This window comes from Streptomyces diastaticus subsp. diastaticus (assembly GCF_011170125.1).
Taxonomy (GTDB): domain Bacteria; phylum Actinomycetota; class Actinomycetes; order Streptomycetales; family Streptomycetaceae; genus Streptomyces; species Streptomyces diastaticus.
This window is the reverse complement of the sequence record NZ_BLLN01000005.1, coordinates 2,495,620-2,521,390: the sequence shown is the minus strand read 5'-3', so window position 1 is coordinate 2,521,390 and position 25,771 is coordinate 2,495,620. Positions and strand designations below refer to the sequence as shown.

22 protein-coding genes are annotated in these 25,771 nt (G+C 72.7%); 14 read left to right on the top strand and 8 right to left on the bottom strand.

Translation table 11 applies throughout. From position 1 onward, the window contains the following. The first annotated feature begins 132 nt into the window (after positions 1-132). Positions 133-501, top strand: a complete 369-nt coding sequence (locus tag Sdia_RS28135) for an STAS domain-containing protein (RefSeq protein ID WP_100456640.1) — start codon at positions 133-135, stop codon at positions 499-501. Positions 502-756: 255 nt separating this feature from the next. Continuing rightward, on the top strand, positions 757-1,275 hold the full coding sequence (locus Sdia_RS28130; protein WP_100456638.1) for an ATP-binding protein: 519 nt from the start codon (positions 757-759) through the stop codon (positions 1,273-1,275). Between the two features lie 569 nt (positions 1,276-1,844). Here Sdia_RS28130 and Sdia_RS28125 read toward each other — a convergent pair. Next, a complete protein-coding gene (locus Sdia_RS28125) occupies positions 1,845-3,335 on the bottom strand; it encodes a peptide MFS transporter (RefSeq protein WP_100456636.1) in 1,491 nt (496 codons plus the stop codon). A 527-nt stretch (positions 3,336-3,862) separates the two neighbouring features. Here Sdia_RS28125 and Sdia_RS28120 point away from each other — a divergent pair. Both Sdia_RS28120 and Sdia_RS28115 read left to right on the top strand, forming a co-directional pair. Then, positions 3,863-4,540, top strand: a complete 678-nt coding sequence (locus tag Sdia_RS28120; RefSeq protein WP_100456634.1) for a response regulator transcription factor — start codon at positions 3,863-3,865, stop codon at positions 4,538-4,540. A gap of 109 nt (positions 4,541-4,649) precedes the next feature. Continuing rightward, the gene (locus Sdia_RS28115; RefSeq protein WP_100456632.1) at positions 4,650-5,888 is read left to right on the top strand and encodes a sensor histidine kinase; all 1,239 of its coding nucleotides are present in this window, start codon (positions 4,650-4,652) and stop codon (positions 5,886-5,888) included. Positions 5,889-5,913: 25 nt separating this feature from the next. On the opposite strand, the gene Sdia_RS28110 is transcribed toward Sdia_RS28115, so the two are convergent. Next, a complete protein-coding gene (locus tag Sdia_RS28110; protein ID WP_100456630.1) occupies positions 5,914-6,459 on the bottom strand; it encodes a GtrA family protein in 546 nt (181 codons plus the stop codon). Between the two features lie 244 nt (positions 6,460-6,703). Here Sdia_RS28110 and Sdia_RS28105 point away from each other — a divergent pair, with 244 nt between their 5' ends. The 3 genes from Sdia_RS28105 (at position 6,704) to Sdia_RS28095 (ending at position 9,580) form a co-directional block, all read left to right on the top strand. Beyond that, positions 6,704-7,813, top strand: a complete 1,110-nt coding sequence (locus tag Sdia_RS28105; RefSeq protein ID WP_308429957.1) for a 5-(carboxyamino)imidazole ribonucleotide synthase — start codon at positions 6,704-6,706, stop codon at positions 7,811-7,813. Then, positions 7,810-8,352 (top strand): 5-(carboxyamino)imidazole ribonucleotide mutase, encoded by a 543-nt coding sequence (gene purE, locus Sdia_RS28100; protein ID WP_181843944.1) that lies wholly within the window; start codon positions 7,810-7,812, stop codon positions 8,350-8,352. The genes Sdia_RS28105 and purE overlap by 4 nt, the downstream gene beginning before the upstream one ends. A 64-nt stretch (positions 8,353-8,416) precedes the next feature. After that, positions 8,417-9,580 (top strand): dipeptidase, encoded by a 1,164-nt coding sequence (locus tag Sdia_RS28095; protein ID WP_181843977.1) that lies wholly within the window; start codon positions 8,417-8,419, stop codon positions 9,578-9,580. 74 nt (positions 9,581-9,654) lie between these two features. Here the strand turns inward: Sdia_RS28095 and Sdia_RS28090 are convergent, their stop codons facing one another. After that, positions 9,655-10,011, bottom strand: coding sequence for a VOC family protein (locus Sdia_RS28090; protein WP_189500547.1), 357 nt, complete (start codon positions 10,009-10,011; stop codon positions 9,655-9,657). A gap of 200 nt (positions 10,012-10,211) precedes the next feature. Here Sdia_RS28090 and Sdia_RS28085 point away from each other — a divergent pair, with 200 nt between their 5' ends. Then, a complete protein-coding gene (locus Sdia_RS28085) occupies positions 10,212-10,763 on the top strand; it encodes a TetR/AcrR family transcriptional regulator (RefSeq protein WP_100456622.1) in 552 nt (183 codons plus the stop codon). Between the two features lie 12 nt (positions 10,764-10,775). Here the strand turns inward: Sdia_RS28085 and Sdia_RS28080 are convergent, their stop codons facing one another. After that, on the bottom strand, positions 10,776-11,795 hold the full coding sequence (locus tag Sdia_RS28080; RefSeq protein ID WP_189500548.1) for an SMP-30/gluconolactonase/LRE family protein: 1,020 nt from the start codon (positions 11,793-11,795) through the stop codon (positions 10,776-10,778). A 242-nt stretch (positions 11,796-12,037) separates the two neighbouring features. Between Sdia_RS28080 and Sdia_RS28075 the strand changes: the two genes are divergently transcribed. Next, on the top strand, positions 12,038-13,846 hold the full coding sequence (locus Sdia_RS28075) for a flavin-containing monooxygenase (RefSeq protein WP_100456618.1): 1,809 nt from the start codon (positions 12,038-12,040) through the stop codon (positions 13,844-13,846). A gap of 26 nt (positions 13,847-13,872) precedes the next feature. After that, a complete protein-coding gene (locus Sdia_RS28070) occupies positions 13,873-14,382 on the top strand; it encodes a CGNR zinc finger domain-containing protein (protein ID WP_100456616.1) in 510 nt (169 codons plus the stop codon). A 36-nt stretch (positions 14,383-14,418) separates the two neighbouring features. Here Sdia_RS28070 and Sdia_RS28065 read toward each other — a convergent pair whose 3' ends face one another. Continuing rightward, positions 14,419-15,762 carry a UDP-glucose dehydrogenase family protein gene (locus tag Sdia_RS28065; RefSeq protein WP_100456614.1) on the bottom strand — a complete coding sequence of 448 codons (1,344 nt, stop codon included), beginning with the start codon at positions 15,760-15,762 and terminating at the stop codon, positions 14,419-14,421. 212 nt (positions 15,763-15,974) lie between these two features. Between Sdia_RS28065 and Sdia_RS28060 the strand changes: the two genes are divergently transcribed. Both Sdia_RS28060 and Sdia_RS28055 read left to right on the top strand, forming a co-directional pair. Next, positions 15,975-17,132, top strand: coding sequence for an acyl-CoA dehydrogenase family protein (locus Sdia_RS28060; protein ID WP_100456612.1), 1,158 nt, complete (start codon positions 15,975-15,977; stop codon positions 17,130-17,132). Positions 17,133-17,364: 232 nt separating this feature from the next. Then, positions 17,365-19,005, top strand: coding sequence for a catalase (locus Sdia_RS28055; protein WP_115067902.1), 1,641 nt, complete (start codon positions 17,365-17,367; stop codon positions 19,003-19,005). Between the two features lie 154 nt (positions 19,006-19,159). On the opposite strand, the gene Sdia_RS28050 is transcribed toward Sdia_RS28055, so the two are convergent. Beyond that, positions 19,160-20,428 carry an LCP family protein gene (locus tag Sdia_RS28050; protein ID WP_185393353.1) on the bottom strand — a complete coding sequence of 423 codons (1,269 nt, stop codon included), beginning with the start codon at positions 20,426-20,428 and terminating at the stop codon, positions 19,160-19,162. A 119-nt stretch (positions 20,429-20,547) separates the two neighbouring features. On the opposite strand from Sdia_RS28050, the gene Sdia_RS28045 reads away from it, so the two are divergent. Next, positions 20,548-21,102, top strand: a complete 555-nt coding sequence (locus Sdia_RS28045) for an acyl-CoA thioesterase (protein ID WP_115067903.1) — start codon at positions 20,548-20,550, stop codon at positions 21,100-21,102. A gap of 16 nt (positions 21,103-21,118) precedes the next feature. Here the strand turns inward: Sdia_RS28045 and Sdia_RS28040 are convergent, their stop codons facing one another. Then, on the bottom strand, positions 21,119-22,585 hold the full coding sequence (locus Sdia_RS28040; protein ID WP_115067904.1) for an LCP family protein: 1,467 nt from the start codon (positions 22,583-22,585) through the stop codon (positions 21,119-21,121). Between the two features lie 145 nt (positions 22,586-22,730). Here Sdia_RS28040 and Sdia_RS28035 point away from each other — a divergent pair, with 145 nt between their 5' ends. Next, positions 22,731-23,771, top strand: a complete 1,041-nt coding sequence (locus Sdia_RS28035) for a glycosyltransferase family 2 protein (protein WP_100456601.1) — start codon at positions 22,731-22,733, stop codon at positions 23,769-23,771. A 64-nt stretch (positions 23,772-23,835) separates the two neighbouring features. Here Sdia_RS28035 and Sdia_RS28030 read toward each other — a convergent pair whose 3' ends face one another. Continuing rightward, positions 23,836-25,755, bottom strand: coding sequence for an LCP family protein (locus tag Sdia_RS28030; RefSeq protein ID WP_100456600.1), 1,920 nt, complete (start codon positions 25,753-25,755; stop codon positions 23,836-23,838). Positions 25,756-25,771: the final 16 nt, after the last annotated feature.

Here is a 25,771-nt window from a genome sequence, read left to right as displayed (position 1 = left end):
CAGGTCGCAAGTGAGCTTCGTGGTGAAATGTCCGTTTCTCGGGGCCGGTTCGGCTACCGGACCACCTGGTGAGGGCGTAGTGTTCGAGGGCGTCAGTCAGTAGTTCAGGACCGGTCGGAAATGAGTAACGGCATGGACCGCCAGACGGTCGGCAGCACCCAGCGGGGCCGACTCCGTGTAGACGTCCGGAACGAGGGCAGCAGTGCCGTGGTGACTCCGGCGGGTGAGTTGGACCACCACACCGCCGACCTGCTCCGCGAACCCCTCGAAGAGGCCGTATCCCAAGGCAGGGCGCGTCTGGTCGTGGACTGCTCGCAACTGGAGTTCTGCGATTCCACCGGGCTCAACGTCCTGCTCGGCGCCCGTCTGAAGGCGGAGGCCGCGGGAGGCGGGGTCCACCTCGTCGCGATGCGGCCGGTGGTCGCGCGCGTCTTCCAGATCACCGGGGCCGAGGCGGTCTTCACCGTCCACGACTCCCTCGAGTCCGCGCTCGCCGACTGACCTCCCGGACCCTCCGGGCCGCCAGGACCAGGATTTACCCCACAGTTGTCCGGCCGTGATCGATGCGTTACCACTGTCACAGGCCGGACGCGAAATACGTGGGTGTTCTCACGGTCACTTCGGGCAGGAGAGATCCTGGACGCCTCGCCCGGTGCGTACGGGCGGTGCACCGAAAACCCCTATAAGTTCCCCCTATGTTCCGCAGGATCGACCAGGCACATCGTTGAACTGGCGAATCGGTGAGGTGAAGCGCTGATGAGCACCACCCGGCCCTCGTTGCCGGGCGACCGCGGGCCCGAGACGGACGCGAACGTCGCCCCGGGGCCCCTGGCGCCCGTGGAGCGCCTGGTGCGCAAGCTCGGGCTCGCCGACGCCACCGGCATCGTCCCCATGGCCCGGGACTTCACCCGGCAGGCCCTCTACGACTGGGGCTGGCTGCCGGCGCCCAACGCCGAGCGCAGGGCCGCCGCGGAGGACGTGCTGCTGGTCGTCTCCGAGCTGGTCACCAACGCGTGCCTGCACGCGGACGGGCCGCAGGAGTTGCGCGTGGGCGCGCAGGGGAAGGTGCTCCGGCTCGAAGTCGCCGACAAGGGCGCCGGGGAGCCTGCTCCCCGTACGCCTCACCGGGCCGGGCGGCCCGGGGGGCACGGGATGTTCATCGTCCAGCGGCTCTGCCTCGACTGGGGCGTCCTGCGCGTCCCCGGTGTCCCCGGCAAGACCGTCTGGGCCGAACTCGCCGCCCCCGACGACCTCCCGCCCCCCACCTCCGCCTGACCCCCCTCTTCCGAGCCCGGCCGGGCCCGGGGCCCTCCTGGCCTCGAACGCCGACCGGGCCGCCGGTGCGCCCTCACGCCAGGCCGCGCCGGGGTGGGGTGCCTCAAGCGCCGGCCGGACAGGGGTGGATCGGGTTGCGTCCGCACGCCGGCGTTCGGGGCGGCCTCGGGCGCCGGCCGGGCCGGCGGCGCTTCTTCACGCCTGGCCGTGTCGCCGTGGGTGCCTCACAAGCGCCGGCCGGGCTGACGGTGCGCCCCTCACCCGGGCCGGGCTGAAGGGGGCCTCCGCATCCCGGGCCCGGCCGGCGTTTGAGGGCGGTTTTTGGCTGGAACTGGCGGCCGCCGCCCCGACGTCCTCGGCCCGGCCGCTCCCCGGCCCGGCCCCGCGTTCGAGGCCGGCCGGAGAAGCCGGCGGGCGTTCGAGGCCGTCGTGGACGGCCGCGGGGAGCCGTGGCTCAGCCCCCACCACCGGCCGGCGTTCGAGGCGGCCCGGCGGCGCGGAAAGGCCAGAGCCCCGCTGCCCGGCCGGGAGGGCCGGGCAGCGGGGCTCCGGGTGCGGGAAGGACGGGGTCAGCGGATCTCGCCCATGAGGGCCTTGACCTTGCGGCGGTACATGAAGATCGCCACACCGGCCAGGAAGGCGAGCACCGCCTCCAGGGCCACCACGCCGGTGCGGTTGAGATCCGCCCCGGCCTCGGAGAGCAGCCCGGTGACGCTGTCGCCCGCGGTGACCGCGAGGAACCAGACACCCATCATCTGGGAGGCGTACTTCGCCGGAGCCATCTTCGTCGTCACCGACAGGCCGACGGGCGAGAGCATCAGCTCGGCCGTGGTCTGGAAGAAGTAGATGACGACCAGCCACCACGGGCTGACCAGCGTGCCGCCGGAGCTGTCGGTCAGCGGGAGCAGGAAGACGAAGAAGGAGATGCCGACCAGCATCAGACCGCCGGCGAACTTGGCGATCGTGCTCGGCTCCTTGCCCTTGCGGTTGAGGTAGAGCCAGATCCAGGCGAAGACCGGCGCGAGCGCCATGACCAGGATCGGGTTGACCGACTGGAACCAGGAGACCGGGAACTCCCAGCCGAGGACCTGGTTGTCGACCTTGCCGTCCGCGAAGAGGGCCAGCGTGGTGGCGCCCTGGTCGTAGATCATCCAGAAGATCGCGGCGGCGGCGAAGAACCACAGGTAGGCGGTGAGCTTGGACTGCTCGGCGCCGGTGAGTTCCTTGTCGCGCTTCATCCGGGCGAGCACGGCGACGGGGATGATCAGGCCGAGGGCGATCAGCGGAATGGTGACCCAGCTCAGGGTGAAGCTGCCGCTGAAGCCGACGACGCCGTAGAAGACCGCGGCGATCAGCAGCCAGATCAGGCCCTTGCGCAGCACGACGGTCCGCTCGGCGGCGGTGAGCGGCTTCGGGACCTCGGAGGAGCGCGGGCTGAGGTCCCGGCCGAAGGCGAGGAACTGGAGCAGGCCCAGGCCCATGCCGATGGCGGCGAGGGCGAAGCCCCAGTGCCAGCCGACGTTCTGCCCGACGGTGCCGATCACCAGCGGCGCGACGAACGCGCCGATGTTGATGCCCATGTAGAAGACGGTGAAGCCGCCGTCGCGGCGGGGGTCGTTGGGACCGTCGTAGAGGTGGCCGACCATCGTGGAGATGTTGGCCTTCAGCAGGCCGGAGCCGAGGGCGACCAGGAGCAGGCCGAAGTAGAACATCACCGTGCCGGGCAGAGCCAGCGACAGGTGACCGGCCATGACGACGCCCGCCGCGATGGCGACGGTCTTGCGCGGGCCCCAGTAGCGGTCACCGAACCAGCCGCCGGGCAGGGCGAGCAGGTACACGAGGGCCATGTAGAGCGAGGTGATGGCGGTCGCGGTCGGCACGTCGAGGCCGAGCCCGCCGGGCGCGACCAGGTAGAGCGGGAGGAGCGCGCGCATACCGTAGTAGCTGAAGCGCTCCCACATCTCTGTGAGGAAGAGTGTGGCCAGTCCGCGGGGGTGGCCGAAGAAGGTCTTCTGCGGACCGGAGTTGCCGGCCGCGTCCTTCGTCAGGCTGGACGCCATGGGTCGATCCTTGTGGGTTCGGGACGCGCGGCTGACTGAGCGGTCACGCGCCCGGTGGGGGGTTCGGCCGGCACCGGCGTCGTCCTCCGTCCCAGTTCCCCCACGCCCAGGGGTCCGGACCTCGCGGATGCCCGTGAGGCGGGGGACGGCGACACCGGGATCCACGCCCCGCGCACCGCCACCGCCTCCAGGTCCGCGCGGGATCTCGGGGCAGGACGGCCGGGGCCCGGCCACAGGTCATTCCTTTCATGGCCGGCGGGAACCGGCCCGCACACAAAAGAGACCTTCAGCCCGCATAGCGCGCCAAAGGTCCTCGTGTAGTGCTACAGGCGTCTCGCCACCATACGTCATGACTATCCGCATTATGGAAGAGTTTGAGACGTGGATCACAGGTGAACCACGTGTCCCACGCCTCAATCAAAGGTGAATACATCATTCCATCCCCAGCTCGCAGGCGCGCTCCGATGCGGCGCCGACCTGGGGCTCGGCCGGGGCGCCGCCGGGGCGGCGCGGACTACCATCGCCTCATGACCCGTGTACTGCTCGCCGAGGACGACGCGTCCATCTCGGAGCCCCTGGCCCGTGCCCTGCGCAGAGAGGGGTACGAGGTGGAAGTCCGGCAGGACGGGCCCACCGCCCTCGATGCCGGACTGCGAGGCGGAGTCGACCTCGTCGTCCTCGACCTGGGGCTGCCCGGCATGGACGGCCTGGAGGTCGCCCGCAGGCTCCGTTCCGACGGTCACACGGTCCCCATCCTCATCCTCACCGCCCGCGCGGACGAGGTGGACACCGTCGTCGGGCTCGACGCGGGCGCCGACGACTACGTCACCAAGCCCTTCCGCCTCGCCGAGTTGCTGGCCCGGGTCCGGGCCCTGCTGCGGCGCGGGGCCGCCGAACCGCCCCAGCCCGCCGCGACGCACGGCGTCCGGATCGACGTCGAGTCGCACCGGGCCTGGATGGGCGACGAGGAACTCCAGCTCACCGCCAAGGAGTTCGACCTGCTGCGGGTTCTGGTGCGGGACGCCGGCCGGGTCGTCACCCGCGACCAGCTCATGCGCGAGGTCTGGGACACCACCTGGTGGTCCTCGACCAAGACCCTCGACATGCACATCTCCTGGCTGCGCAAGAAACTCGGCGACGACGCGGCCAACCCCCGTTACATCGCCACCGTGCGCGGTGTCGGCTTCCGCTTCGAGAAGTCCTGACCGGGGGCACCGCCCGCGACCGCGCCGGAGCCCCGGCACCCCGCCGCGCGCCCCGGCCCGTCCCCGGGTTGCGCGCGACCCGTCCGCCACCCCCGCCCCGAGGACCTTCGTGCGCCGCCGACTGATCAACTCCACCCTCGCCGTGGTGCTCGTGGTGATCGCCGTCTTCGGCGGCTCCCTGGTGCTCGTGGAGACCCGCACCATCACCAACAGCGCCCAGGAGAGCGTGGAGTCCGAGGCGCTGCGCCTCGCCTCCATCGTCGACAGCCGCCTGATCAGCGAGGAACACGTCAGCGCGGGCCTGCTGCGCGACCAGATCGCCGCCAAGCGCTACGCCCGCATCGAGATCCCCGGCCGGGACGCCATCGAGATCGGCGAGCGGCCCGACGGCGACACCATCGAGGCCCGCGCCACCGGCGAGGAGGGCGAGTCCGTCCTGGTGCAGGAGCCGCGCGCCGCCGTCACCGGTGAGGTGGGCCGCACCCTGCTGATCATCGGCGGGGTCGCCCTCCTCGCGGTCGTCGCCGCCGTACTGCTCGCCGTGCGCCAGGGCAACCGGCTCGCCGCACCGCTGACCGACCTCGCCGAGACCGCCGAGCGCCTCGGCTCGGGCGATCCCCGCCCGCGCCACAAGCGGTACGGCGTGCCCGAGCTGGACCGGGTCGCCGACGTGCTCGACGGCTCGGCCGAGCGGATCGCCCGGATGCTCACCGCCGAGCGACGGCTCGCCGCGGACGCCTCGCACCAGCTCCGCACCCCGCTGACCGCCCTGTCCATGCGGCTGGACGAGATCACCCTCACCGAGGACCTGGAGACGGTGCGCGAGGAGGCGACCATCGCGCTGGGCCAGGTGGAGCGCCTGACCGACGTGGTCGAGCGGCTGCTGACCAACGCCCGCGACCCGATGACCGGCTCGGCGGTCGCCTTCGACCTGTACGAGGTGGTCAAGCAGCAACTGGAGGAGTGGCGGCCCGCGTACCGCTCCGAGGGACGGGCCATCGTCTGCTCCGGCCGCCGCGACCTGCGGGCCGTGGCCACCCCCGGCGCGGTCGCCCAGGTGCTGGCGGCGCTGATCGAGAACTCCCTCATGCACGGCGGGGGCACGGTGGCGCTGCGGACCAGGGTGACCGGGAACCAGGCCGTGGTCGAGGTCGCCGACGAGGGCCCCGGCGTCCCCGCCGACCTGGGCGCGCGGATCTTCGAGCGGGCGATCAGCGGGCGTAACTCCACCGGGATCGGGCTGGCCGTCGCCCGGGACCTCGCGGAGGCGGACGGCGGGCGGCTGGAGATGCTCCAGGCCCACCCGGCGGTCTTCGGCCTCTTCCTCTCGCGCGCGCCCGAGGAGTGAGCCGGGCGGGTCCGGCGGGTGCGGCTCAGCCGCGGCCGGCGGACGGGCCGGAGGCGACGGGCTCGCGTACCGGCTCGGCGGCCTCGGTGGCGCGGACGGCGGCGGGGGCGCGGAAGACCCAGGTGCGGTAGGACCAGAAGCGGAAGAGGGTGGCGACGCCGATGCCGGTGAACTTCAGGACGTTCGACTCCAGCCGGCCGTCGAACCCCAGGCCGTAGGTGCCGGTGTAGAGGATGCCGTTCTCGATGACCAGGCCGACCACGCTGAAGGCGAGGAAGAGGGTCATCTCCCGGGTCCGGCCGCCCTTGTCGCGGTCGCGGTACGCGAAGTAGCGGAACCCTAGGTAGTTGAAGACGATCGCCACCACGGTGGCGAGGACGCTGGCGCGGACCACCGGGAGTTCGGTGACGTGCCGCACGAGGTTGAAGACGGCGAGGTTGACCAGGACGCCGGCCCCGCCGACCGCGCCGAACCTGGCGATCTCGCGCACCAGCCGCCGTACCCGCTCCCGGAGCGCGGACCCGGCCGGTGCGGTGGCGGCGGGCGTCGGTTCTCCCGGTGCAGGACTCATGTACGGGCTCAGCCCCTGTCGCTCGTCGTCGGTACCGCCGGTGCGTCGGGCGGCCGGGCTTTCCGTGGCCGCGTCAACCCGGTCATGCTAACCACGGGCGTCTGCCCCGTCCCGCCGGATCGACGCGGGGTCCGCGACCGGTGACGTACGGTGCGCGGCTCGGGGGCCCGGCGAAAGGGCCGATACCCTGGGCAGCGTGACGTTTCCGGTAGTCGGCATGGTCGGCGGTGGACAGCTCGCGCGCATGACGCACGAGGCAGGCATCCCGCTCGGCATCAGGTTCAAGCTCCTCAGTGACACGCCCCAGGACTCGGCGGCCCAGGTCGTCGGCGACGTCGTCGTCGGCGACTACCGCGACCTGGACACACTGCGCGACTTCGCGCGGGGCTGTGACGTGATCACCTTCGATCACGAGCACGTCCCGACCGAACACCTACGGGCCCTGGAGGCGGACGGCATCCCCGTCCGCCCGGGGCCCGACGCGCTGGTGCACGCCCAGGACAAGGGGGTGATGCGGACCCGCCTGACCGAGATCGGCGCGCCGTGTCCCCGGCACCGCATCGTGGACGGCCCGGCCGACGTGGCCGCCTTCGCCGCCGAGCTGGCCGCCTCGCCCGAGGGCGGCGGCTTCCCCGTCGTGCTGAAGACGGTGCGCGGCGGGTACGACGGCAAGGGCGTGTGGGTGGTCCGCTCCGAGGCGGACGCCGCCGAGCCGTTCCGCGCGGGCGTCCCCGTCCTCGCCGAGGAGATGGTGCCGTTCCGCCGCGAGCTGGCCGCCAACATCGTCCGCTCCCCGCACGGGCAGGCCGTCGCCTACCCGGTGGTCGAGTCCCGCCAGGTCGACGGTGTCTGCGACACGGTGATCGCCCCCGCCCCCGGGCTCGGCGAGGAGCTGTCCGGCCGGGCGCAGGAGCTGGCGCTGCGGATCGCCGAGGAGCTGGGCGTCGTCGGCCACCTCGCCGTCGAGCTGTTCGAGACCGAGGACGGCCGTGTCCTCGTCAACGAGCTGGCGATGCGCCCGCACAACTCCGGCCACTGGACCATGGACGGCGCGGTCACCTCGCAGTTCGCCAACCACGTCCGCGCCGTCCTCGACCTGCCGCTGGGCGACCCGCGCCCGCGCGCGCCGTGGACCGTGATGTGCAACGTGCTGGGCGGCGACTACCCCGACATGTACGCCGCGTACCTGCACTGCATGGCGCGCGACCCCCAGCTGAAGATCCACATGTACGGCAAGGACGTGAAGCCCGGCCGCAAGGTCGGCCACGTCAACACCTACGGCGACGACCTGGACGCGGTGCTGGAGCGCGCCCGGCACGCTGCCGGATACCTCAGGGGAACGATCACCGAGTGACCGCACACACCAGCCAGGACCCCGTCGTCGGCATCGTCATGGGCTCCGACTCCGACTGGCCCGTCATGGAGGCCGCCGCCCAGGCCCTCGACGAGTTCGAGATCGCCTACGAGGTCGACGTCGTCTCCGCCCACCGTATGCCGCACGAGATGATCGCCTACGGTGAGCAGGCCGCCGGGCGCGGGCTGAAGGCGGTCATCGCCGGGGCGGGCGGCGCCGCCCACCTCCCCGGGATGCTCGCCTCCGTCACCCCGCTGCCGGTGATCGGCGTGCCGGTGCCGCTGAAGTACCTCGACGGCATGGACTCGCTGCTGTCCATCGTGCAGATGCCCGCCGGGGTGCCGGTCGCCACCGTCTCGGTCGGCGGCGCCCGAAACGCCGGGCTGCTGGCCGCCCGCATCCTCGCCGCCCACGACGAGGAGCTGCTCACCCGGATGAAGGACTTCCAGCGCGAGCTGAACGAGCAGGCCACCGAGAAGGGCAAGCGGCTGCGGGCCAAGACCTCCGGCGGCCCGGCCGGCTTCGGCTTCGGAAAGTGAGGCGTACGACGTGACGAGCACCCCCACCGGACCCGTCCCCCACGCCGGGCTCCTGCCCACGGCCATGGAGTTCCTCGCCGAGCACCCCGTGGTCGACGGCCACAACGACCTGCCGTGGGCCCTGCGCGAGCAGGTCCGCTACGACCTGTCCCGCCGCGACATCGCCGAGGACCAGTCGGCGCACCTGCACACCGACATCGCCCGGCTGCGGGCCGGCGGGGTCGGCGCGCAGTTCTGGTCGGTCTACGTCCGCTCCGACCTCGGCGGCGACGAGGCGGTCAGCGCCACCCTGGAGCAGATCGACTGCGTCGACCAGCTCCTCGCCCGCCACCCGGCCGACCTGGCGCGCGCCGAGAGTGCCGACGCCATGGAGAAGGCGCGCGGCGAGGGCCGCATCGCCTCCCTCAAGGGGGCCGAGGGCGGCCACTCGATCAACAACTCGCTGGCCACCCTGCGCGCCCTGTACGCGCTCGGCGTGCGCTACATGACGCTCACCCACAACGACAACATCGCCTGGGCCGACTCCGCCACCGACACCGAACGCCTCGGCGGGCTCTCCGCCTTCGGGCGCGAGGTGGTCCGGGAGATGAACCGGACCGGGATGCTGGTCGACCTCAGCCACGTCTCGGCGGGCACCATGCGCGACGCGCTGGCCACCAGCGAGGCGCCGGTGATCTTCTCGCACTCCTCGTCCCGCGCGGTCTGCGACCACCCGCGCAACATCCCCGACGACGTGCTGGCCCAGCTCCCCGCCAACGGCGGGGTCGCGATGGCCACCTTCGTGCCCAAGTTCATCCTTCCCGCCGCCGTCGAGTGGACCCTGCGGGCGGACGAGAACCTGCGCTCCCACGGTCACCACCACCTCGACACCGGTGAGGAGGCGATGGCGCTGCACCGCGCCTTCGAGGCGGCCCACCCGCGTCCCGTCGCGACCGCCTCCACCGTCGCCGACCACCTCGACCACATGCGCGAGGTGGCGGGCGTCGACCACATCGGCATCGGTGGCGACTACGACGGCACGGCCTTCACCCCGGCCGGCCTGGAGGACGTCGCGGGCTACCCGAACCTGATCGCCGAACTGCTCAGCCGCAACTGGTCCACGGCCGACCTGGCCAAGCTGACCTGGGGCAACGCGGTCCGCGTGCTGCGCGACGCCGAGGCCGTCTCACGGGACCTCTCCGCCCGGCGGGGACCCTCCAACGCGACTCTGGAGCAGCTCGACGGCTGACCCGCCCGCCCGTTCCGTGCGGCCGTACGCGAGGAGCCCCCGCCCTGACCGGCGGGGGCTCCTCGCGTACGGGGTCACTCCCGGCAGAGGCAGAACGGGTGGCCGGACGGGTCGGCGTAGACCCGGAACGAGCGGTCGGGGCGGGTGTCGAGCGGGCGGGCGCCGAGCGCCAGGACCTGGCTCTCGGCGACCTCCAGGTCGGGGACGTTCAGGTCGAGGTGGAACTGCTGGGAGTTGTCCGGCGACGGCCAGGTGGGCGGGACCAGGTCCGGCGCCTCCTGGAAGGCCAGTTTGACGCCCGGGCCGTGCAGCTCGACCCAGTACTCGGCGGGCTGCTCCACGGTGCCGCCGAGGATCGCCGCGTAGAAGTTGGCCAGGGCCAGGGGGGTGGGGGTGTCCAGGACGACCACGTCGAGGGTGGCGATGGGCATGGGAGCTCCTCACGGACGGGTGCACGGGGTGTCGACGAGCATCATCCCGTTACTGGTAGAAGCTTTCAAGGAGTAACGCGCCGTGTGGTGGCCGTGGTGTTCCGCCGGTCCCTGCCCGCAGCCCGTCGGCGGGTGGCCGCCCGGAGCCTGGCTATGCTGCCGAGGTGACAGAGCCGAGCGCGTCCGGGGAGCGACACCGGGTGAACCAGGGGCCGAAGGCCGCCGCGCGGAACCGCGCCGCCCTGGTCGCGGCGGCTCGCGAGGTCTACGCCGAGGTCGGTCTGGACGCCCCGATGGCCGAGATCGCGCGCCGGGCCGGCGTCGGGCAGGGCAGCCTCTACCGGCACTTCCCGGACCGGTCCGCCATCGCGGCCACCGTGCTGGAGGAGAACGTGCGGCAGGTCGAGCGGGCCGCCGCCGTCGAGGGCGCCACCCTCGCCGACGTCCTGGCCGTCCTGACCTGGCACCTCGCGGAGTCCGCCGCCTTCATCGGCCTGCTGCGCGCGGAGGGGACGACCCGGCACCGCGAGGCGCTCGCGCACGCCGAGGAACTGGCGGGGCGCCTGGAGCGCGCCCTGCGGACCCCCCTGCGCGGCGGGAGTCCGCTGGGGGTGGCGGATCTGATGCTGGCCGTGGCCATGGTCTCCGGCGCGGTCACCGGCCCCACCCGGGAGGACCGCGAGCGCCGGGCCCTGGCGGCCTGGGCGCTGCTCGGGGTCGAGGTGGGGCCGGTGGGGCCGTTCAGCGGCTGACGCGGCCGGGGTTCAGCCTCCGTTCGACTGGCGGATGCCCTGGCCCAGGGCGTCGAAGGTGTAGACGTACCCGCCCGCGGGGCCGCTCACCGTCATGTAGGCACGGGTCCCGCCGGGGGTGATGGCGACGTTGGTGGCGGATTCGAGCCCCTTGTGGCGGGCGGGCACCTCGACGGTGGCCAGGCGTGCCCCGTGCCGGTCGTACACCGCCATGGCGGGGCGGCCGTGCAGGCCCTGGTAGAGGTTGCCCTCGGCGTCCACGGCGATCGAGTCGGTCTGCGCGATCCCGCCGTCGACCCGGATGGCGGTGTGCCGGGATGCCGCCTCGCCCTGGGCGTCGAGCCGCAGGTAGGAGACGCGGTTCTCGGTGAGTTCGCTGAACCACAGTCCGCGGTACTCCTCGTCGAAGGAGATGCCGTTCGGCGCGGCCAGGTCCTCGGCCAGGACGGTGGCCTTCTCTCCGTTCCGGTCGATCCGCACCAGGCGTCCCTCGGCGGTGCCCTCGGTGAGGCCGCGCGAGTCGCTGACGTAGAGGTGGCCCTCGCGGTCGAAGGCGAGGTCGTCGGGGTTCATCGGGGCGCCGTCGACCTCGCCCGTGAAGAAGACGCGCCGGTCGCCGCCGCCCGGGGCGAGGCTGACGATCTCGCCGTGGGCGTAGTCGGTGAGGTAGATCCGCCCGTCGTGGGGGCTGAACTGGGCGGAGGTGTAGGCGCCGCGGTCGTCGGTGTGGAACGGCGTGCCCCTGCCCCGCTCCACGTCGACGCGGATCACCTTCGGCTCGCCGGCCGGCGCGGTGACGTCGACGACCAGCAGGCGGCCCCGCTCGTCGAGGAGCGGGCCCTCCAGCAGGGTCATGCCGGTCTCCTCGTGCGGCCGGGTCAGCCGGGCCAGGCGCTCGGCCGTGATGGTCCGCCCGGCGGTGGCGGCGGGCTCGCCGTCCGCGGTGGCGGCCGGCTGGGTGCCGCAGCCGGTGAGGGTCAGCATGCCGGCGGCCGCGAGCCCGGCCAGTACGCGGATCGTGAAGCGTCGCATGAGGGGGAGCACTCTTCCTGTCGGCGGGTCAGCAGGCGCCGCCGCCCGCTGGATTCGCCTTCGCGAACCCCGGGGCAGCCGCCGGGCGGTCGCGTGGGGAGCGGCGCCTGACTACCGGACACTGCTGTCCGGTTGGGGTGTACGGTAGTGGACACCCCGCTCGCGGCGCGGGCCGCCCCCGCCTTCACCAGGCCGGTCCGCTCCTCGGAAGACTCCCCCAACAGGACGAGGAACAGCTCGACATGACGACCTCTCACCCCGTCGGCGAAGAAGAACTCGCCGAGCTGAGGAAGCGCTACCGGCAGGAACGCGAGCGGCGGGTCCGCCCCGACGGGACCGGCCAGTACCGTGGGGCCGAGGCCGAGTTCGGCTACTACGCCGCCGACCCGTACGCCGACGGCGTTCCCGACCGCGACCCCTTGCGCGACACCGTCGACGTGGCCGTCGTCGGCGGCGGGTTCGGTGGCATCCTCGCCGGGGCGCGGCTGCGGCAGCAGGGCGTGCGGCGCGTCCGCGTCGTCGAGACGGGCGGCGGCTTCGGAGGCACCTGGTACTGGAACAGGTACCCCGGCGTGCACTGCGACATCGAGTCGCACGTCTACCTGCCGCTGCTGGACGAGACCGGCTACGTGCCCGAGTGGAAGTACTCGCCCGGCGAGGAGATCCGCCGCCACGCCGTCCGCGTCGCCGAGCAGTTCGACCTCGGCGCCGACGCCCTCTTCTCCACCACCGTCACCTCCCTGAGCTGGGACGAGACGGCCGAGGAGTGGCTGGTCACCACCGACCGGGACGACGCGTTCCGGGCGCGGTACGTGATCACGGCGACCGGCACCCTCTCGGAGCCCAAGCTCCCCGCCATCCCCGGCGTCGAGAAGTTCGCCGGCCACACCTTCCACACCTCCCGGTGGGACTACGGCTACACCGGCGGCGGCCCGGACGGCGGCATGACGAAGCTCGCGGGCAAGCGGGTCGGCGTCGTCGGCACCGGGGCCACGGGTGTACAGGCGATCCCGAAGCTGGCGGAGGACGCCGGGCACGTCCTCGTCTTCCAGCGCACCCCCTCCTCCGTGGACGTACGCGGCAACCGCCGTACCGACGCCCGGGACGTCGGCGCCGACCACGACGGCTGGGCCCGCGAGCGCCGGGAGAACTTCCTGCGCGTCGTCTCCGGCGAGCCCGTCGAGGAGGACCTGGTGGCCGACGGCTGGACGGCCTCCGCCGGCCTGCTGGAGAAGCTGCTGCCGAGCTTCCGCCGCGAGGGCGACCGGGAGACGTTCGAAGCGGCCTACGAGGCGGCCGACGCCGCCAAGATGAACGAGCTGCGCGCCCGGGTCGCCGACAGCGTCACCGACCCGGCCACCGCCGAGAAGCTCCAGCCCTGGTACCGGTACGCCTGCAAGCGGCCCGCCTTCTCGGACGTGTACTACCCGGCCTTCAACCGGGAGAACGTCACCCTGGTCGACACCGCGGACACCCACGGGATCGAGCGGCTGACCGAGGACGGCGTCGTCGTCGGCGACACCACCTACCCGCTCGACTGCCTGATCTTCGCCACCGGCTTCTCCGTCGGCGTCTCCGGTGTCCTCTCCGGCAAGCTGCCCGTGCGCGGGCGCGGCGGCGTGTCCCTGCTGGACGCCTGGGGCCGGCAGGGCCCGCGCACCCTGCACGGCTTCACCGGCCACGGCTTCCCCAACCTGCTCCAGATGGGCAGCCTGCAGAACGCCAGCAGCGTCAACTACACCCACATCCTGGACGAGCAGGCCCTCCACGCGGCCGCCCTCGTCGCCGCCGCCGAGGCCGCGGACGCGGTGCTCGAACCCTCCCGGGAGACCGAGGACGCCTGGCTCGCCGAGATACGCGAGGGCGCCCCCGACCACGAGTGGTTCCACGCCGAGTGCACGCCCGGGTACTACAACCGCGAGGGCGGCGGCCGCGCCAACGTCGCCGCCTACCCGCACGGCGCCGTCGCCTTCCACGCCCTTCTGCGGCAGTGGCGCACCGACTCCCTCGACCAGGTCCTCACACCCCGGGCGGCGGCCGGGGCCCGGTAGTCCCGGCTGCGAGTAACGTCGTGGGCATGGCCAGACCTTCCGCCCCCGGGCCCCTCGCCCTCGTCCAAGCCCTGGTCAACACGGTGGACCTGGAGGAGGGGACCGACACGCTCGACACGGCGGAGGGCCGGGCGGCGCTGGGCGTGGACCGGGCGGAGGTGGCGGCCGTCCGGGAGCTGCGGGAATCCCTGCGCGCCGCCTGTCTCGCCCACGCCGGGCACCCGCCCCACGACGACGTGCCCGCCCTCGGCGACCTGCTGGCCCGCGCGCCGCTGCTCACCGCCGTCGACCCGGCGGACGGCTCGGCCCGCATCGTCCCGGCCGACCCGGACTCCCTCACCGCCCGCGTCGCGGTCGCCGTCGCCCTCGGCTCGATGGACGGCACCTGGCAGCGGCTGAAGGTCTGCGAGGACGAGACCTGCCGCTGGGCCTACTACGACCGCAGCCCGGCGGGGCGGGGCCGCTGGTGCTCCATGGAGGTCTGCGGGGCCCGGGCGAAGATGCGGGCGTACCGGGCGCGGCGGGCGGGGGAGTAGGGCCGGGCCGGTCCGCCGCCCCCCGCCGCGACACGGTCAGGCGCGCGGCCGGCCCATCGCCCGGAACGTCCAGCCGGCCTTGCGCCAGACCTCCGGGTCCAGGGCGTTGCGGCCGTCCAGCAGTATCGGGGTGGAGACGGCGGCGGCCAGCTCGGCCGGGTCCAGCTCGCGGAACTCGCTCCACTCGGTGAGGTGGAGGACGACGTCGGCGCCCCGCACCGCCTCCAGCGCCGAGCCGGCGTAGCCGAGAGTGGGGAAGACGCGGCGGGCGTTGTCCATGCCCTTCGGGTCGTAGACGGTGACCTGGCCGCCCTGGAGGTGGATCTGCCCGGCCACGTTCAGCGCCGGGGAGTCCCGTACGTCGTCCGAGTCGGGCTTGAAGGTGGCACCCAGCACCGCGACCCGCTTGCCGAGGAACGAGGTGTTGCCGACCGCCTCCAGGGCCAGCTCCACCATGTGCCCCCGGCGCCGCATGTTGACCGAGTCGACCTCGCGCAGGAAGGTCAGCGCCTGGTCGGCCCCCAGCTCACCGGCGCGGGCCATGAACGCCCGGATGTCCTTGGGCAGGCAGCCGCCGCCGAAGCCGATGCCGGCCCGCAGGAACTTGCCTCCGATCCGGTCGTCGTGGCCGAGCGCCTCGGCGAGCTTCGCCACGTCGCCGTCGGCCGCCTCGCAGACCTCGGCCATCGCGTTGATGAAGGAGATCTTGGTGGCGAGGAAGGAGTTGGCGGCCGTCTTCACCAGCTCGGCGGTGGGGAAGTCGGTGACGATGAAGGGAGAGCCCTCGGCGACCGGAGTCGCGTACACCTCGCGCAGCAGCTCCTCGGCGCGGGCGCTGCGCACGCCGACCACGATCCGGTCCGGGCGCAGGGTGTCGTCGACGGCGAAGCCCTCGCGCAGGAACTCCGGGTTCCAGGCCAGCTCGGCGGCCGCGCCCACCGGCGCGGCCGCGGCCAGCTCGGCGGCCAGCCGGTCGGCGGAGCCCACCGGGACCGTCGACTTGCCGACCACCAGCGCGGGCCGGGTCAGGTGCGGGGCGAGCGAGGCGAAGGCGTTCTCCACGTAGCTCATGTCGCAGGCGTACTCCCCCTGCTTCTGCGGCGTGTTCACGCAGACGAAGTGGACGTCGCCGAAGTCCGCGGCCTCCTCGAAGGAGGTGGTGAACCGCAGCCGCCCGCTGGAACCCTCCATCCCCGCGACGTGCTTGCCGAGGAGTTCCTCCAGGCCCGGTTCGTACATCGGGACGCGGCCCTTGGAGAGCAGCTCGATCTTCTCCGGGACGACGTCCAGCCCGAGCACCTCGAAGCCCAGCTCGGCCATGGCGGCGGCATGGGTGGCGCCGAGGTAGCCGGTGCCGATCACGGTGATCCTGAGGGCCATGGTGGGTGCTCCAGTGCGTCTGGGGGAGGCGGATCGAGGCGTCACGGGTCATGCGCCGACCGAGCATAGCCCCGCGCGTGGCGCGCTCCCCGGCTGGGCATTTCCCCCCTGTCGTCAACCTCACGTACCGCTGGGGGAGGCACGGGCCCTAAGCTTTGGATGAGTCACTGGGTTACTTAACGGTAGTTTGCATGTCTGGGGAGTGAGAGACCGTGGCCGGAGCGCCTGATTTCGACCTGTACCGCCTGTCCGAGGAGCACACGATGCTCCGCGAGACGGTCCGCGCGCTGGCCGAGGCGAAGATCGCCCCGCACGCCGCCGCCGTCGACGAGGAGGCCAGGTTCCCGCAGGAGGCGCTCGACGCGCTCACCGCCGCCGACCTCCACGCGGTGCACGTACCGGAGAGCTACGGCGGCGCCGGGGCCGACGCCCTCGCCACCGTCCTGGTCATCGAGGAGGTGGCCCGCGTCTGCGCCTCCTCCTCGCTGATCCCGGCCGTCAACAAGCTCGGCTCGCTCCCGGTGGTCCTCTCCGGCTCCGAGGAGCTGAAGAAGAAGTACCTGGGCCCGCTCGCCAAGGGCGACGGCATGTTCTCGTACTGCCTCTCCGAGCCCGACGCGGGCTCGGACGCGGCCGGCATGAAGACCAAGGCCGTCCGCGACGGCGACTTCTGGGTGCTCAACGGCGTCAAGCGCTGGATCACCAACGCCGGCGTCTCCGAGTACTACACGGTGATGGCCGTCACCGACCCCGAGAAGCGCTCCAAGGGCATCAGCGCCTTCGTCGTGGAGAAGGGCGACGAGGGCGTGTCCTTCGGCGCCCCGGAGAAGAAGCTCGGCATCAAGGGCTCCCCGACCCGCGAGGTCTACTTCGACAACGTCCGCATCCCCGCCGACCGCATGATCGGCGAGGAGGGCACCGGTTTCGCCACCGCGATGAAGACCCTGGACCACACCCGCATCACCATCGCCGCCCAGGCCCTCGGCATCGCCCAGGGCGCGCTGGACTACGCCAAGGGCTACGTCCAGGAGCGCAAGCAGTTCGGCAAGCCGATCGGCGACTTCCAGGGCGTCCAGTTCATGCTGGCCGACATGGCGATGAAGCTGGAGGCGGCCCGCCAGCTCACCTACGCCGCCGCCGCCAAGTCCGAGCGCGTCGAGGCCGACCTCACCTTCTTCGGCGCCGCCGCCAAGTGCTACGCCTCCGACGCCGCCATGGAGATCACCACGGACGCCGTCCAGCTCCTCGGCGGCTACGGCTACACCCGCGACTACCCGGTCGAGCGGATGATGCGGGACGCGAAGATCACCCAGATCTACGAGGGCACCAACCAGGTCCAGCGCATCGTCATGGCGCGCAACCTGCCGTAAGGCGCCCCGCGCACGTGTCCAGGGCCCCCGGCCGCCCGTCGCGGCCGGGGGCCCTGGCGTCCCCCGCGGCGTCCCGCCCGTCGCCTCACGGGCGACGAGGTGGCGCCGCGCAGGCGTCCGTCCGGGTGGTCCCGGCGTGGCGGACGGTGGAAGACCGGGCGGCGGCCGCGTGGCGGGGCGTGCCGGCGGGCACGGCTGTGCGGTCAGCGCCGTGCGACCTAGGAGCCCAGCCGTGACCGAGCCCGCCAACAAGGACCGCCCTCACCTGACCAACCGGCAGGGCCACCCCGTCTACGACAACCAGAACCAGCGCACGGTCGGCGCCCGCGGGCCGGCCACACTGGAGAACTACCAGTTCCTGGAGAAGATCAGCCACTTCGACCGCGAGCGCATCCCGGAGCGGGTGGTGCACGCGCGCGGGGTGACGACCTTCGGGTACTTCGAGGCGTACGGCAAGTGGGGCGACGAGCCGATCAGCCGGTACACGCGGGCCAAGCTCTTCCAGGAGGCGGGGAAGCGGACCGACGTCGCCGTGCGGTTCTCCACCGTGATCGGCGGGCGGGACTCCTCCGAGGCGGCCCGGGACCCGCGCGGCTTCGCCGTGAAGTTCTACACCGAGGACGGCAACTGGGACCTCGTCGGCAACAACCTCGGGATCTTCTTCATCCGGGACGCCATCAAGTTCCCCGACGTGATCCACGCGCTCAAGCCCGACCCGGTCTCCCACGAGCAGAAGCCCGCCCGGATCTTCGACTTCATGTCGCAGACCCCGGAGTCCATGCACATGCTGGTCAACCTCTTCAGTCCGCGCGGCATCCCGGCCGACTACCGCCACATGCAGGGCTTCGGCGTCAACACGTACAAGTGGGTGGACGCCGAGGGCGGCACGGTGCTCGTCAAGTACCACTGGGAGCCCAAGCTGGGCGTCAGCTCCATGACCGAGGAGGACGCGGCCAACGTCCAGGCGGGCGACCTCGGCCACGCCACCAAGGACCTGTACGAGGCCATCGGCCGCGGCGACTACCCGGAGTGGGAGCTGCGGGTGCAGATGATGTCCGACGACGACCACCCCGAGCTGGACTTCGACCCCCTGGACGACACCAAGACCTGGCCCGAGCAGGACTTCCCGCCCAAGCCGGTCGGCCGCATGGTCCTCGACCGGGTCCCCGGCAACTACTTCGCCGAGAACGAGCAGGCCGCCTTCGGCACCGGCGTCCTCGTCGACGGGCTCGACTTCTCCGACGACAAGATGCTGGTCGGCCGCACCTTCTCGTACAGCGACACCCAGCGCTACCGGGTCGGCCCGAACTACCTCCAGCTCCCTGTCAACCAGCCCAAGGCCCCCGTCGCCACCAACCAGCGCGACGGGCAGATGGCGTACGAGAACGGGCCCGACGGGGAGAACCCCGAGGTCAACTACGAGCCCTCGATCATGGGCGGCCTGCGCGAGGCCGACTACCCCACCCGCGACGAGGAGGGTCCGGTGCTCCAGGGCCGCCTCACGCGCGCGCGCATCCCCCGGACCAACGACTACCTCCAGGCCGGACAGCGCTACCAGCTCATGGAGCAGTGGGAGAAGGACGACCTGGTCAAGAACTTCACCGACCTGTTCGCCCAGTGCACCCGGCCCGTCCAGGAGCGGATGGTCTGGCACTGCCTGATGGCCGACAACGAGCTGGGCCTGCGCGTCGGCGAGGGTATCGGCATCACTCCGGGCGACGTGGCCCACATGCCGCCGCTCCCCGGCCAGACCCTCACCGAGGAGGACCGTGCCCGCCTCGGCCGCCTCGGCGACAACCCGCCCCGCGACGTCACGGGCCTCACGATGACCCACTGCGTCCCCGACAAGCACCACGTGGTGACGCGGCGCTGACCGCACCGGCCGCTACGCCTCCGGCCCGCCCCTCGCGTACGCGGGGAGCGGGCCGGTGGTTGTCGCCCACGACCCCGCGCCCCCGGCTTCAGCGCCGGGGGCGCGGTGGAGGCGCGAGGGGAGCTGTCCGGGCGAGAGGAGCGGCCCGGTGGGCTCACTCCGTGACGGTGACCTTCTCGTCGTTGCGGAGCTGCTGCATGAGCTGGTCCTTCTTGGCCTTGTCCCACACCAGGTTGCCGCCGTTGGAGCCGGAGATCGGCATGTTCATCGAGGTGCCCTCGCCGCCGGACAGGCCCTTCATCGCCCAGAACATGCCGGCCAGGTCGAACAGGCCCATGTCCTCGTCGACGACGAGGGTGTCCAGGCCCGCGCCGAGCGTCGGGTAGAGACGGAACGGGTTCAGCACGGTGGACGGGGTGGCGGCCTGGTTCGCCAGGGTCGCGAGGAACTTCTGCTGGTTCTTCGTGCGGTCCAGGTCGCTGCCGGCGAAGGCGTACCGGGTACGGACGAAGGCGAGGGCCTGCTGGCCGTCGAGGGTCTGCTCGCCCGCCTGGAAGTCGGCGCCGGACTTCTTGTCCTTGAACGCCTTCGGGATGTCCATCTCGACGCCGCCGAGGGCGTCCACGATGTTGGCGAAGCCGCCGAAGCCGATCTCCGCGTAGTGGTCGATGCGCAGGCCGGTGTTGTACTCGACCGTGCGGACCAGCAGCTCTGGGCCGTCCTCGGCGTAGGCGGCGTTGAGCTTGACGCGGCGGCCCTGCGCCGGGAAGAGCTTGCCCGACTCGGAGCCCTTGAACGACGGGATCTCGACCTCGGAGTCACGCGGCAGCGAGACCATCGTGTTCCCGTTGGAGCCGACGTGCAGGATCATCATCGAGTCGGTGCGCTTGCCCTCGGCGGAGCCGGTGTGCAGGCGCTTCTTGTCGTCGTCGGTCATGCCGTCGCGGCTGTCGGAGCCGACGATGAGGTAGTTGGTCCCCTCGCCCTCCTCGGGCCGCTCGATGACCTTGGCGAGGTCGACCTCGCCGCGCAGCTTGGAGCTGGCCCACATGTACGTGCCGACACTGACCACCAGGGCCGCGACGAGGAAGGTGATGAGGCCCACCTTGACGCGCCGGCCCCAGTCCGGCGCCGGCCGCCGGCCGCCGGGACCGCCGGGGCCGTCCTGGGGGCCGCCGCCCCGGCCGCCCCCGCCGCCGTAGACCTGCCCGGTGTTGTAGCCGTCTTCGTGGCGGCCCGGGCCGCCGGCCGGGCGGCCGTACTGGGGCTGCGGCGGGACCGTGGTGCGTGGGGGCGCCGCCGGGGGCGGGGCCTGGCGGCGCCGCACGTGCGGAAGGGAGCGGGCGCTCTCGGGTCGGGCGGAGCCGCTGCCCCGCCCGTATCTGGGCTGCTGCTCGTCGCGCCCGGCGGGCCAGTCATTCATGCGTGACAGTGTGCGCCGTCCGGGGGAGCCCCAGACAGAGGGGTGCCGGAATCCGGCCAGGGCTGTTGCGAAGCTGATGCATTCGAGCAGGTGAGCGGGGGCGACATACAGTGGACCCCATGACAGACCCGGCCCGCGCCTCGGAATCGGATATTCCCGGCAAGCCCACCTCGGCTTCCCGAACGACGCTTTCGCACATCATGACGCACAACGACACCAACCTCCTCGGGACGGTGCACGGCGGCGTGATCATGAAACTCGTGGACGACGCGGCCGGAGCCGTCGCCGGACGCCACTCCGAGGGGCCCGCCGTCACCGCCTCCATGGACGAGATGGCCTTCCTCATGCCGGTGCGGGTCGGTGACCTCCTGCACGTCCGCGCCCAGGTCAACTGGACCGGCCGCTCCTCCATGGAGGTCGGGGTGCGCGTGGTGGCCGAGCGCTGGAACGACTCCACCCCGGCCCAGCAGGTCGGCACCGCCTACCTGGTCTTCACCGCCGTGGACGCCGACGGCAAGCCGCGCCAGGTCCCGCCGGTCGTCCCGGAGACCGAGCGCGACAAGCGCCGCTACCAGGAGGCGCAGATCCGCCGAACCCACCGGCTGGCCCGCCGCCGCGCCATTCTCGACCTCCGCGAGCAGCGCGCCGCCGAGGGGCTCGACGCGGACGACTGAGACGCCCGGGCCCGCGTCAGGCGCAGGTGACCTCGTCGCCCCGCAGCGCCTCGGCGCGGCCCTCCGGCGGGTCCTCCGCGCGGACCGGGGTGACCTCGGTGAAGTCGGCGCCGAGCACCACCCGCAACGTGCCGCCCTGGCCGGGCACCGCCTTCAGTTCGGCGCCCGGGAAGGCCGCGGCGACCGTACGGGCCGAGCGGTCCCAGCGCGGGTCGTACAGGACGGTGGTGCGGGCGGTGGCGCGGTCCGCGGCGTCGACGGCCTCACCGCTGGTGCCGAAGCCGGTGTCCCGCAGGGCACGGTCGGCCTCGGCGCCCAGTCCCCGGCGCGGGGTGCCGTTCTCCACCTGGACGCGGATCCGCTCCGGCGGCACGTCCACCACCGTCGCCCTCCGCCTCGCCGGGTCGTGGGCGGCGAGCGGGCGGTCCTCGCGGAGCGCGCCGAAGATCCGGCCGGCCTTCTGCGGGTCCCAGACCAGCGTCGTCCCGACCTCCGGGACCTCGCGGCCCTTCTCCAGCACCGGCACCGAGGTGAACTCGGCGGAGGCCGGGCTGAAGTTCCGCATCGCCTGGCCGAGGTCGAGCATCCGTTCCGTGGTGAAGCCGCTGTCGGCGCGCAGCGAGCCCAGCACGGTCCGGGTCACCTCACGGAACCGCACCGGGTTGAGCAGCACCCCGCTGTCGGTCACCTCGGCGGTGAGCGCGGCGAGGAAACGCTGCTGGCGCTGCATCCGGCTGAGGTCGCCGGTCCCGTCGAGGTGGCGGGAGCGTACGTACTGGAGGGCCCGGCCGCCGTCGAGGCGGTGCCGGCCGGGGGCCAGGTCGAGGCCCGTGTAGGAGTCCTTGAGGCGCCGGACGGTGCAGATCTCCACCCCGCCGACGGCGTCCACGGTCTCCATGAAGCTGGTGAAGTCGACCTCCACGTAATGGTCGATCTTCACCTCGGTCATCTTCTCCACCGTCCGCACGGTCAGCCCCGGCCCGCCCTCCGCGTACGCGGCGTTCAGCTTGACCGGATGCGAGCGGTGCTTCTCGCCGGTGGTGCGGTCGGTGTGCGGCGGCGTCATCGCGTAGCTGTCGCGCGGCAGGCTGACCACGCTGACCCGGGAGTGGTCCGCCGAGAGGTGCAGCAGCATCAGGGTGTCGGTGCAGTGGCAGGGCTTGCCGCCCAGCCGGTACGCCTCGCGCTGCTCCTCGGTGATCGTGTCGCGGCCGTCGGTCCCGGCCAGCAGGATGTTCAGGCCGTTCCCGGCGGCGGGCCGGTTCTTCATGTCCTTGAACGGGTCGACCCGCTCGATGCCGCTGTCCAGCCCCGACATCACCGCGTGTCCGACTCCGGAGGCGGCGAGCACCGCCACCGACACGGCCGTCACCAGCCGCACCGCCCAGCGGGGCCGCCGCCGGCGCCCCCGCCCGGGCGGGACGGGCCGCCTGCGGGCGAGGGGGCGTGGGGCGCGGGCTGCGGGACGGGGCGGCGTGGGCACGGGGGGACACCTCCGCGTGACGGGCACGGGCGGGGGACGGGAGCGACGGGACGCCCAGCACGGTAAGCAGATATGACTTACCGACCGGGGGAAGGGGGCGGACGGCGCGCGTCCGGGTCCCCCGTTCGCGGTAACGTGACCGCTGATGAACGCCAATCCCGCGGGGTCCCCGCCCGCCGTATCCGTGATCATGCCGGTGCTCAACGAGGAGCGGCACCTGCGCGGCGCCGTCCGCGCCATCCTCGCCCAGGAGTACGACGGCGAGATGGAAGTGGTCATCGCCCTCGGTCCCTCCACGGACCGTACGGACGAGATCGCCGCCGAGCTGGTCCGCGAGGACCCGCGCGTGCACACCGTGCCCAACCCCACCGGCCGCACCCCCGCCGCCCTCAACGCCGCCATCGGCGCCTCCCGCCACCCGGTCGTCGTCCGCGTCGACGGTCACGGCATCCTCTCGCCCGGCTACATCGCCACCGCCGTGCGGTTGCTGGAGGAGACCGGCGCGCAGAACGTCGGCGGCGTCATGCACGCCGAGGGCGAGAACGACTGGGAGCACGCCGTAGCCGCCGCCATGACCTCGAAGATCGGCGTGGGCAACGCCGCCTTCCACACCGGCGGCGAGGCCCAGGAGGCCGACACCGTCTACCTCGGCGTCTTCCGCCGTGAGGCGCTGGAGCGGCAGGGCGGCTACAACACCGAGTTCATCCGCGCCCAGGACTGGGAGCTGAACTTCCGCATCCGCGAGGCAGGGGGCCTCATCTGGTTCTCGCCCGAGCTGCGCGTCTCCTACCGCCCCCGGCCCACCGTGCGCGCGCTGGCCAAGCAGTACAAGGACTACGGCCGCTGGCGCCACGTCGTCGCCCGCTACCACGCCGGCTCGATCAATCTGCGCTACCTCGCCCCGCCCGCGGCGGTCGTCGCCATCGCGGCCGGGACCGTCGCCGGTGCCCTCCTCACCCCGTGGGGCTTCGTGATCCCCGGCGGCTACCTCGCGGCGATCACCGCGGGTTCGCTGCCCGCGGGCAAGGGGCTCGGCGCCGGTGCCCGGCTGCGCATCCCGGTGGCGCTGGCGACCATGCACATGTCGTGGGGATGGGGCTTCCTCACCAGCCCGCGCTCGCTGGCCCGCAAGGTCATCGCCAGCCGCCGCCCGGCCGTCACCGCCGACCCGGCCGAGACCGTCTGACCGGGCACACCTCCGAGAGGCCGTACCGCCGCAGCGGGCGGTACGGCCCCTCGTGCGCCGGGCGTCACCAGGTGAAGGCCGGGTCGACCTCCATGCAGGCGGTGTCGTCGGAGCCGTTGAGGGTCTCGGCGGACTCCGGCGGCTCGTTGTCGCCCTTCTCCGGCTTCGGGAAGGTGTCGCCCTCGGCCCAGTCCGCGCCGATCTCCAGCGTCACCCCGGAGACCTCGGTGGACTTGCGGACGGTGCCGAGCGGCATGCCCAGCGCCTCGGCGACCGACTGGGCGTCGCCCTCCAGCTCGGCGCTGGGGTAGAGGATCGCGGTCTTTGCCCGGTTCTTCACCTGGTTCTGGTCGGCCGAGGCGCGGGTGAACCCGGCCTTCGCCAGCAGCGCGACGAGATCGGTGGCCCGGCCCGAGACCGGCGCGGCCGTGGGGGAACCGGTGCCGTTGCGGACCAGGACGGCGATCTCGGCGGGGTCGGCCGCGGGGTCCTCGGAGGTCTCGTCCTCCTCGGGCGAGGGAGAGGGCGAGGTACCGGCCTCGGCCCGGCCGTCCAGCGCGACGTCCTCGCGGACGAGCCGGAACAGCCGCTCGGCGTCGTCCGGCTTCGGCTCCACCCGGTTGTGGTCCGAGGGCGACCAGATCCACGGCATGGTCGCCATGGTGGTCCGGTCGGGCGCGACCTTCTTCAACTCCTCGGCCAGCGCGTACAGCTCGGCGACGGAGGCCAGCTCCTCGTCGACGGTCAGAGCCTCGGTGGCCTCCTCGGCCAGGTTGCGGAGCCTGTTCGGGCTGCTCAGGCCGGTGTTCTCGCGCAACTTGCGCACCAGCGAGTTCATGTACATGTGCTGGGCCTTGGCCCGGGCTATGTCCGAGCCGTCTCCGAAGCCGTAGCGGGTGCGCAGCCAGGCCAGCGCGTCCTCGCCCTTGATCTCCGTGGTGCCCTTCCTGAGCTTGAGGCCCGAACCCTTGCCGTCGGCGGTGCGTGAGTGGAGGTTGGCGTCGACGCAGACGGGCACGCCGCCGATCGCGTCGGCCATCGAGACCACGCCCGCGAAGTCGACCATCATGAAGTGGTCGATCCGGATGCCGGTCAGCTCCTCCCAGGTCGCCACGGTGCAGCCGGGGCCGCCGCGCATAAGCGTCTGGTTGGTCATCCGGGTGCCGACCGTCGCCGGGTGGACCTCGCCGGTGTCCGGGTCGGTGCACTCGGGGATCTTCACCAGCGTGTCCCGGGGCATGCTGATCACCGACATGTTGCTGCGGTCCGCCGAGAGGTGGAGCAGCATCTGCACGTCGGCCAGGGCCGGGCCGCCGAAGGTCTCCCGAGCGCCGCCGAGTCGCTGGTTCTCCTCGGAGTCGCGGGCGTCCGAGCCGATCAGCAGGATGTTCAGAGGGGTCTGCCCGGCCGCGTTGGGCGTCGGCTCGGGCGCGCGGGAGGTACCGATGTGCAGCGGCTTGCGGTCCAGGTTGTCGTTGAGGTGCTGGTAGTAGAACCAGCCGGCCGTGCCCGCCGCGACCAGGGTCAGCGCCAGTCCGGCCGCCGTCCAGGCGAGGACGCGGCGACGTCTGCGGCGCTTCCCGGGCCTGCCGGGCGCCGCCTCGCCCGCCCGGTCGTCCGCCGGGCCGGTGCCGGAGCTCTCCGGTGTGCCCGCCGGGGCCGGCTCCTCGGCGTCCTCCCGTGCCGGGGCAGGCGCGGTGGCGCGCTCCGGGGCCGGCTCGCCGGCGGGCGCGAGGGGTTGCTCCGGGACGCCGGGGGCGGCCGTGCCGGAGCCCTGCCCCGGTCGTTCGTCGGGGTCCTCCGGCTCCGCCTCCCCCTCGCCGTCCGCCTGCCGCGTGTCACTCGCGCCGCGCTGTGCGGGCACCTTGGCCCGCCCGGCCTCCACCGCCGCCTGACGCCCTTCGTACAGTCCGTCGTCCCACCCCAGTGCCCCGGCGGGGTCCTGGTCCCGATCGGGACCGCCCTCCGACCGTGCTGAGCCCATGTCGTGCCCTCCCCAC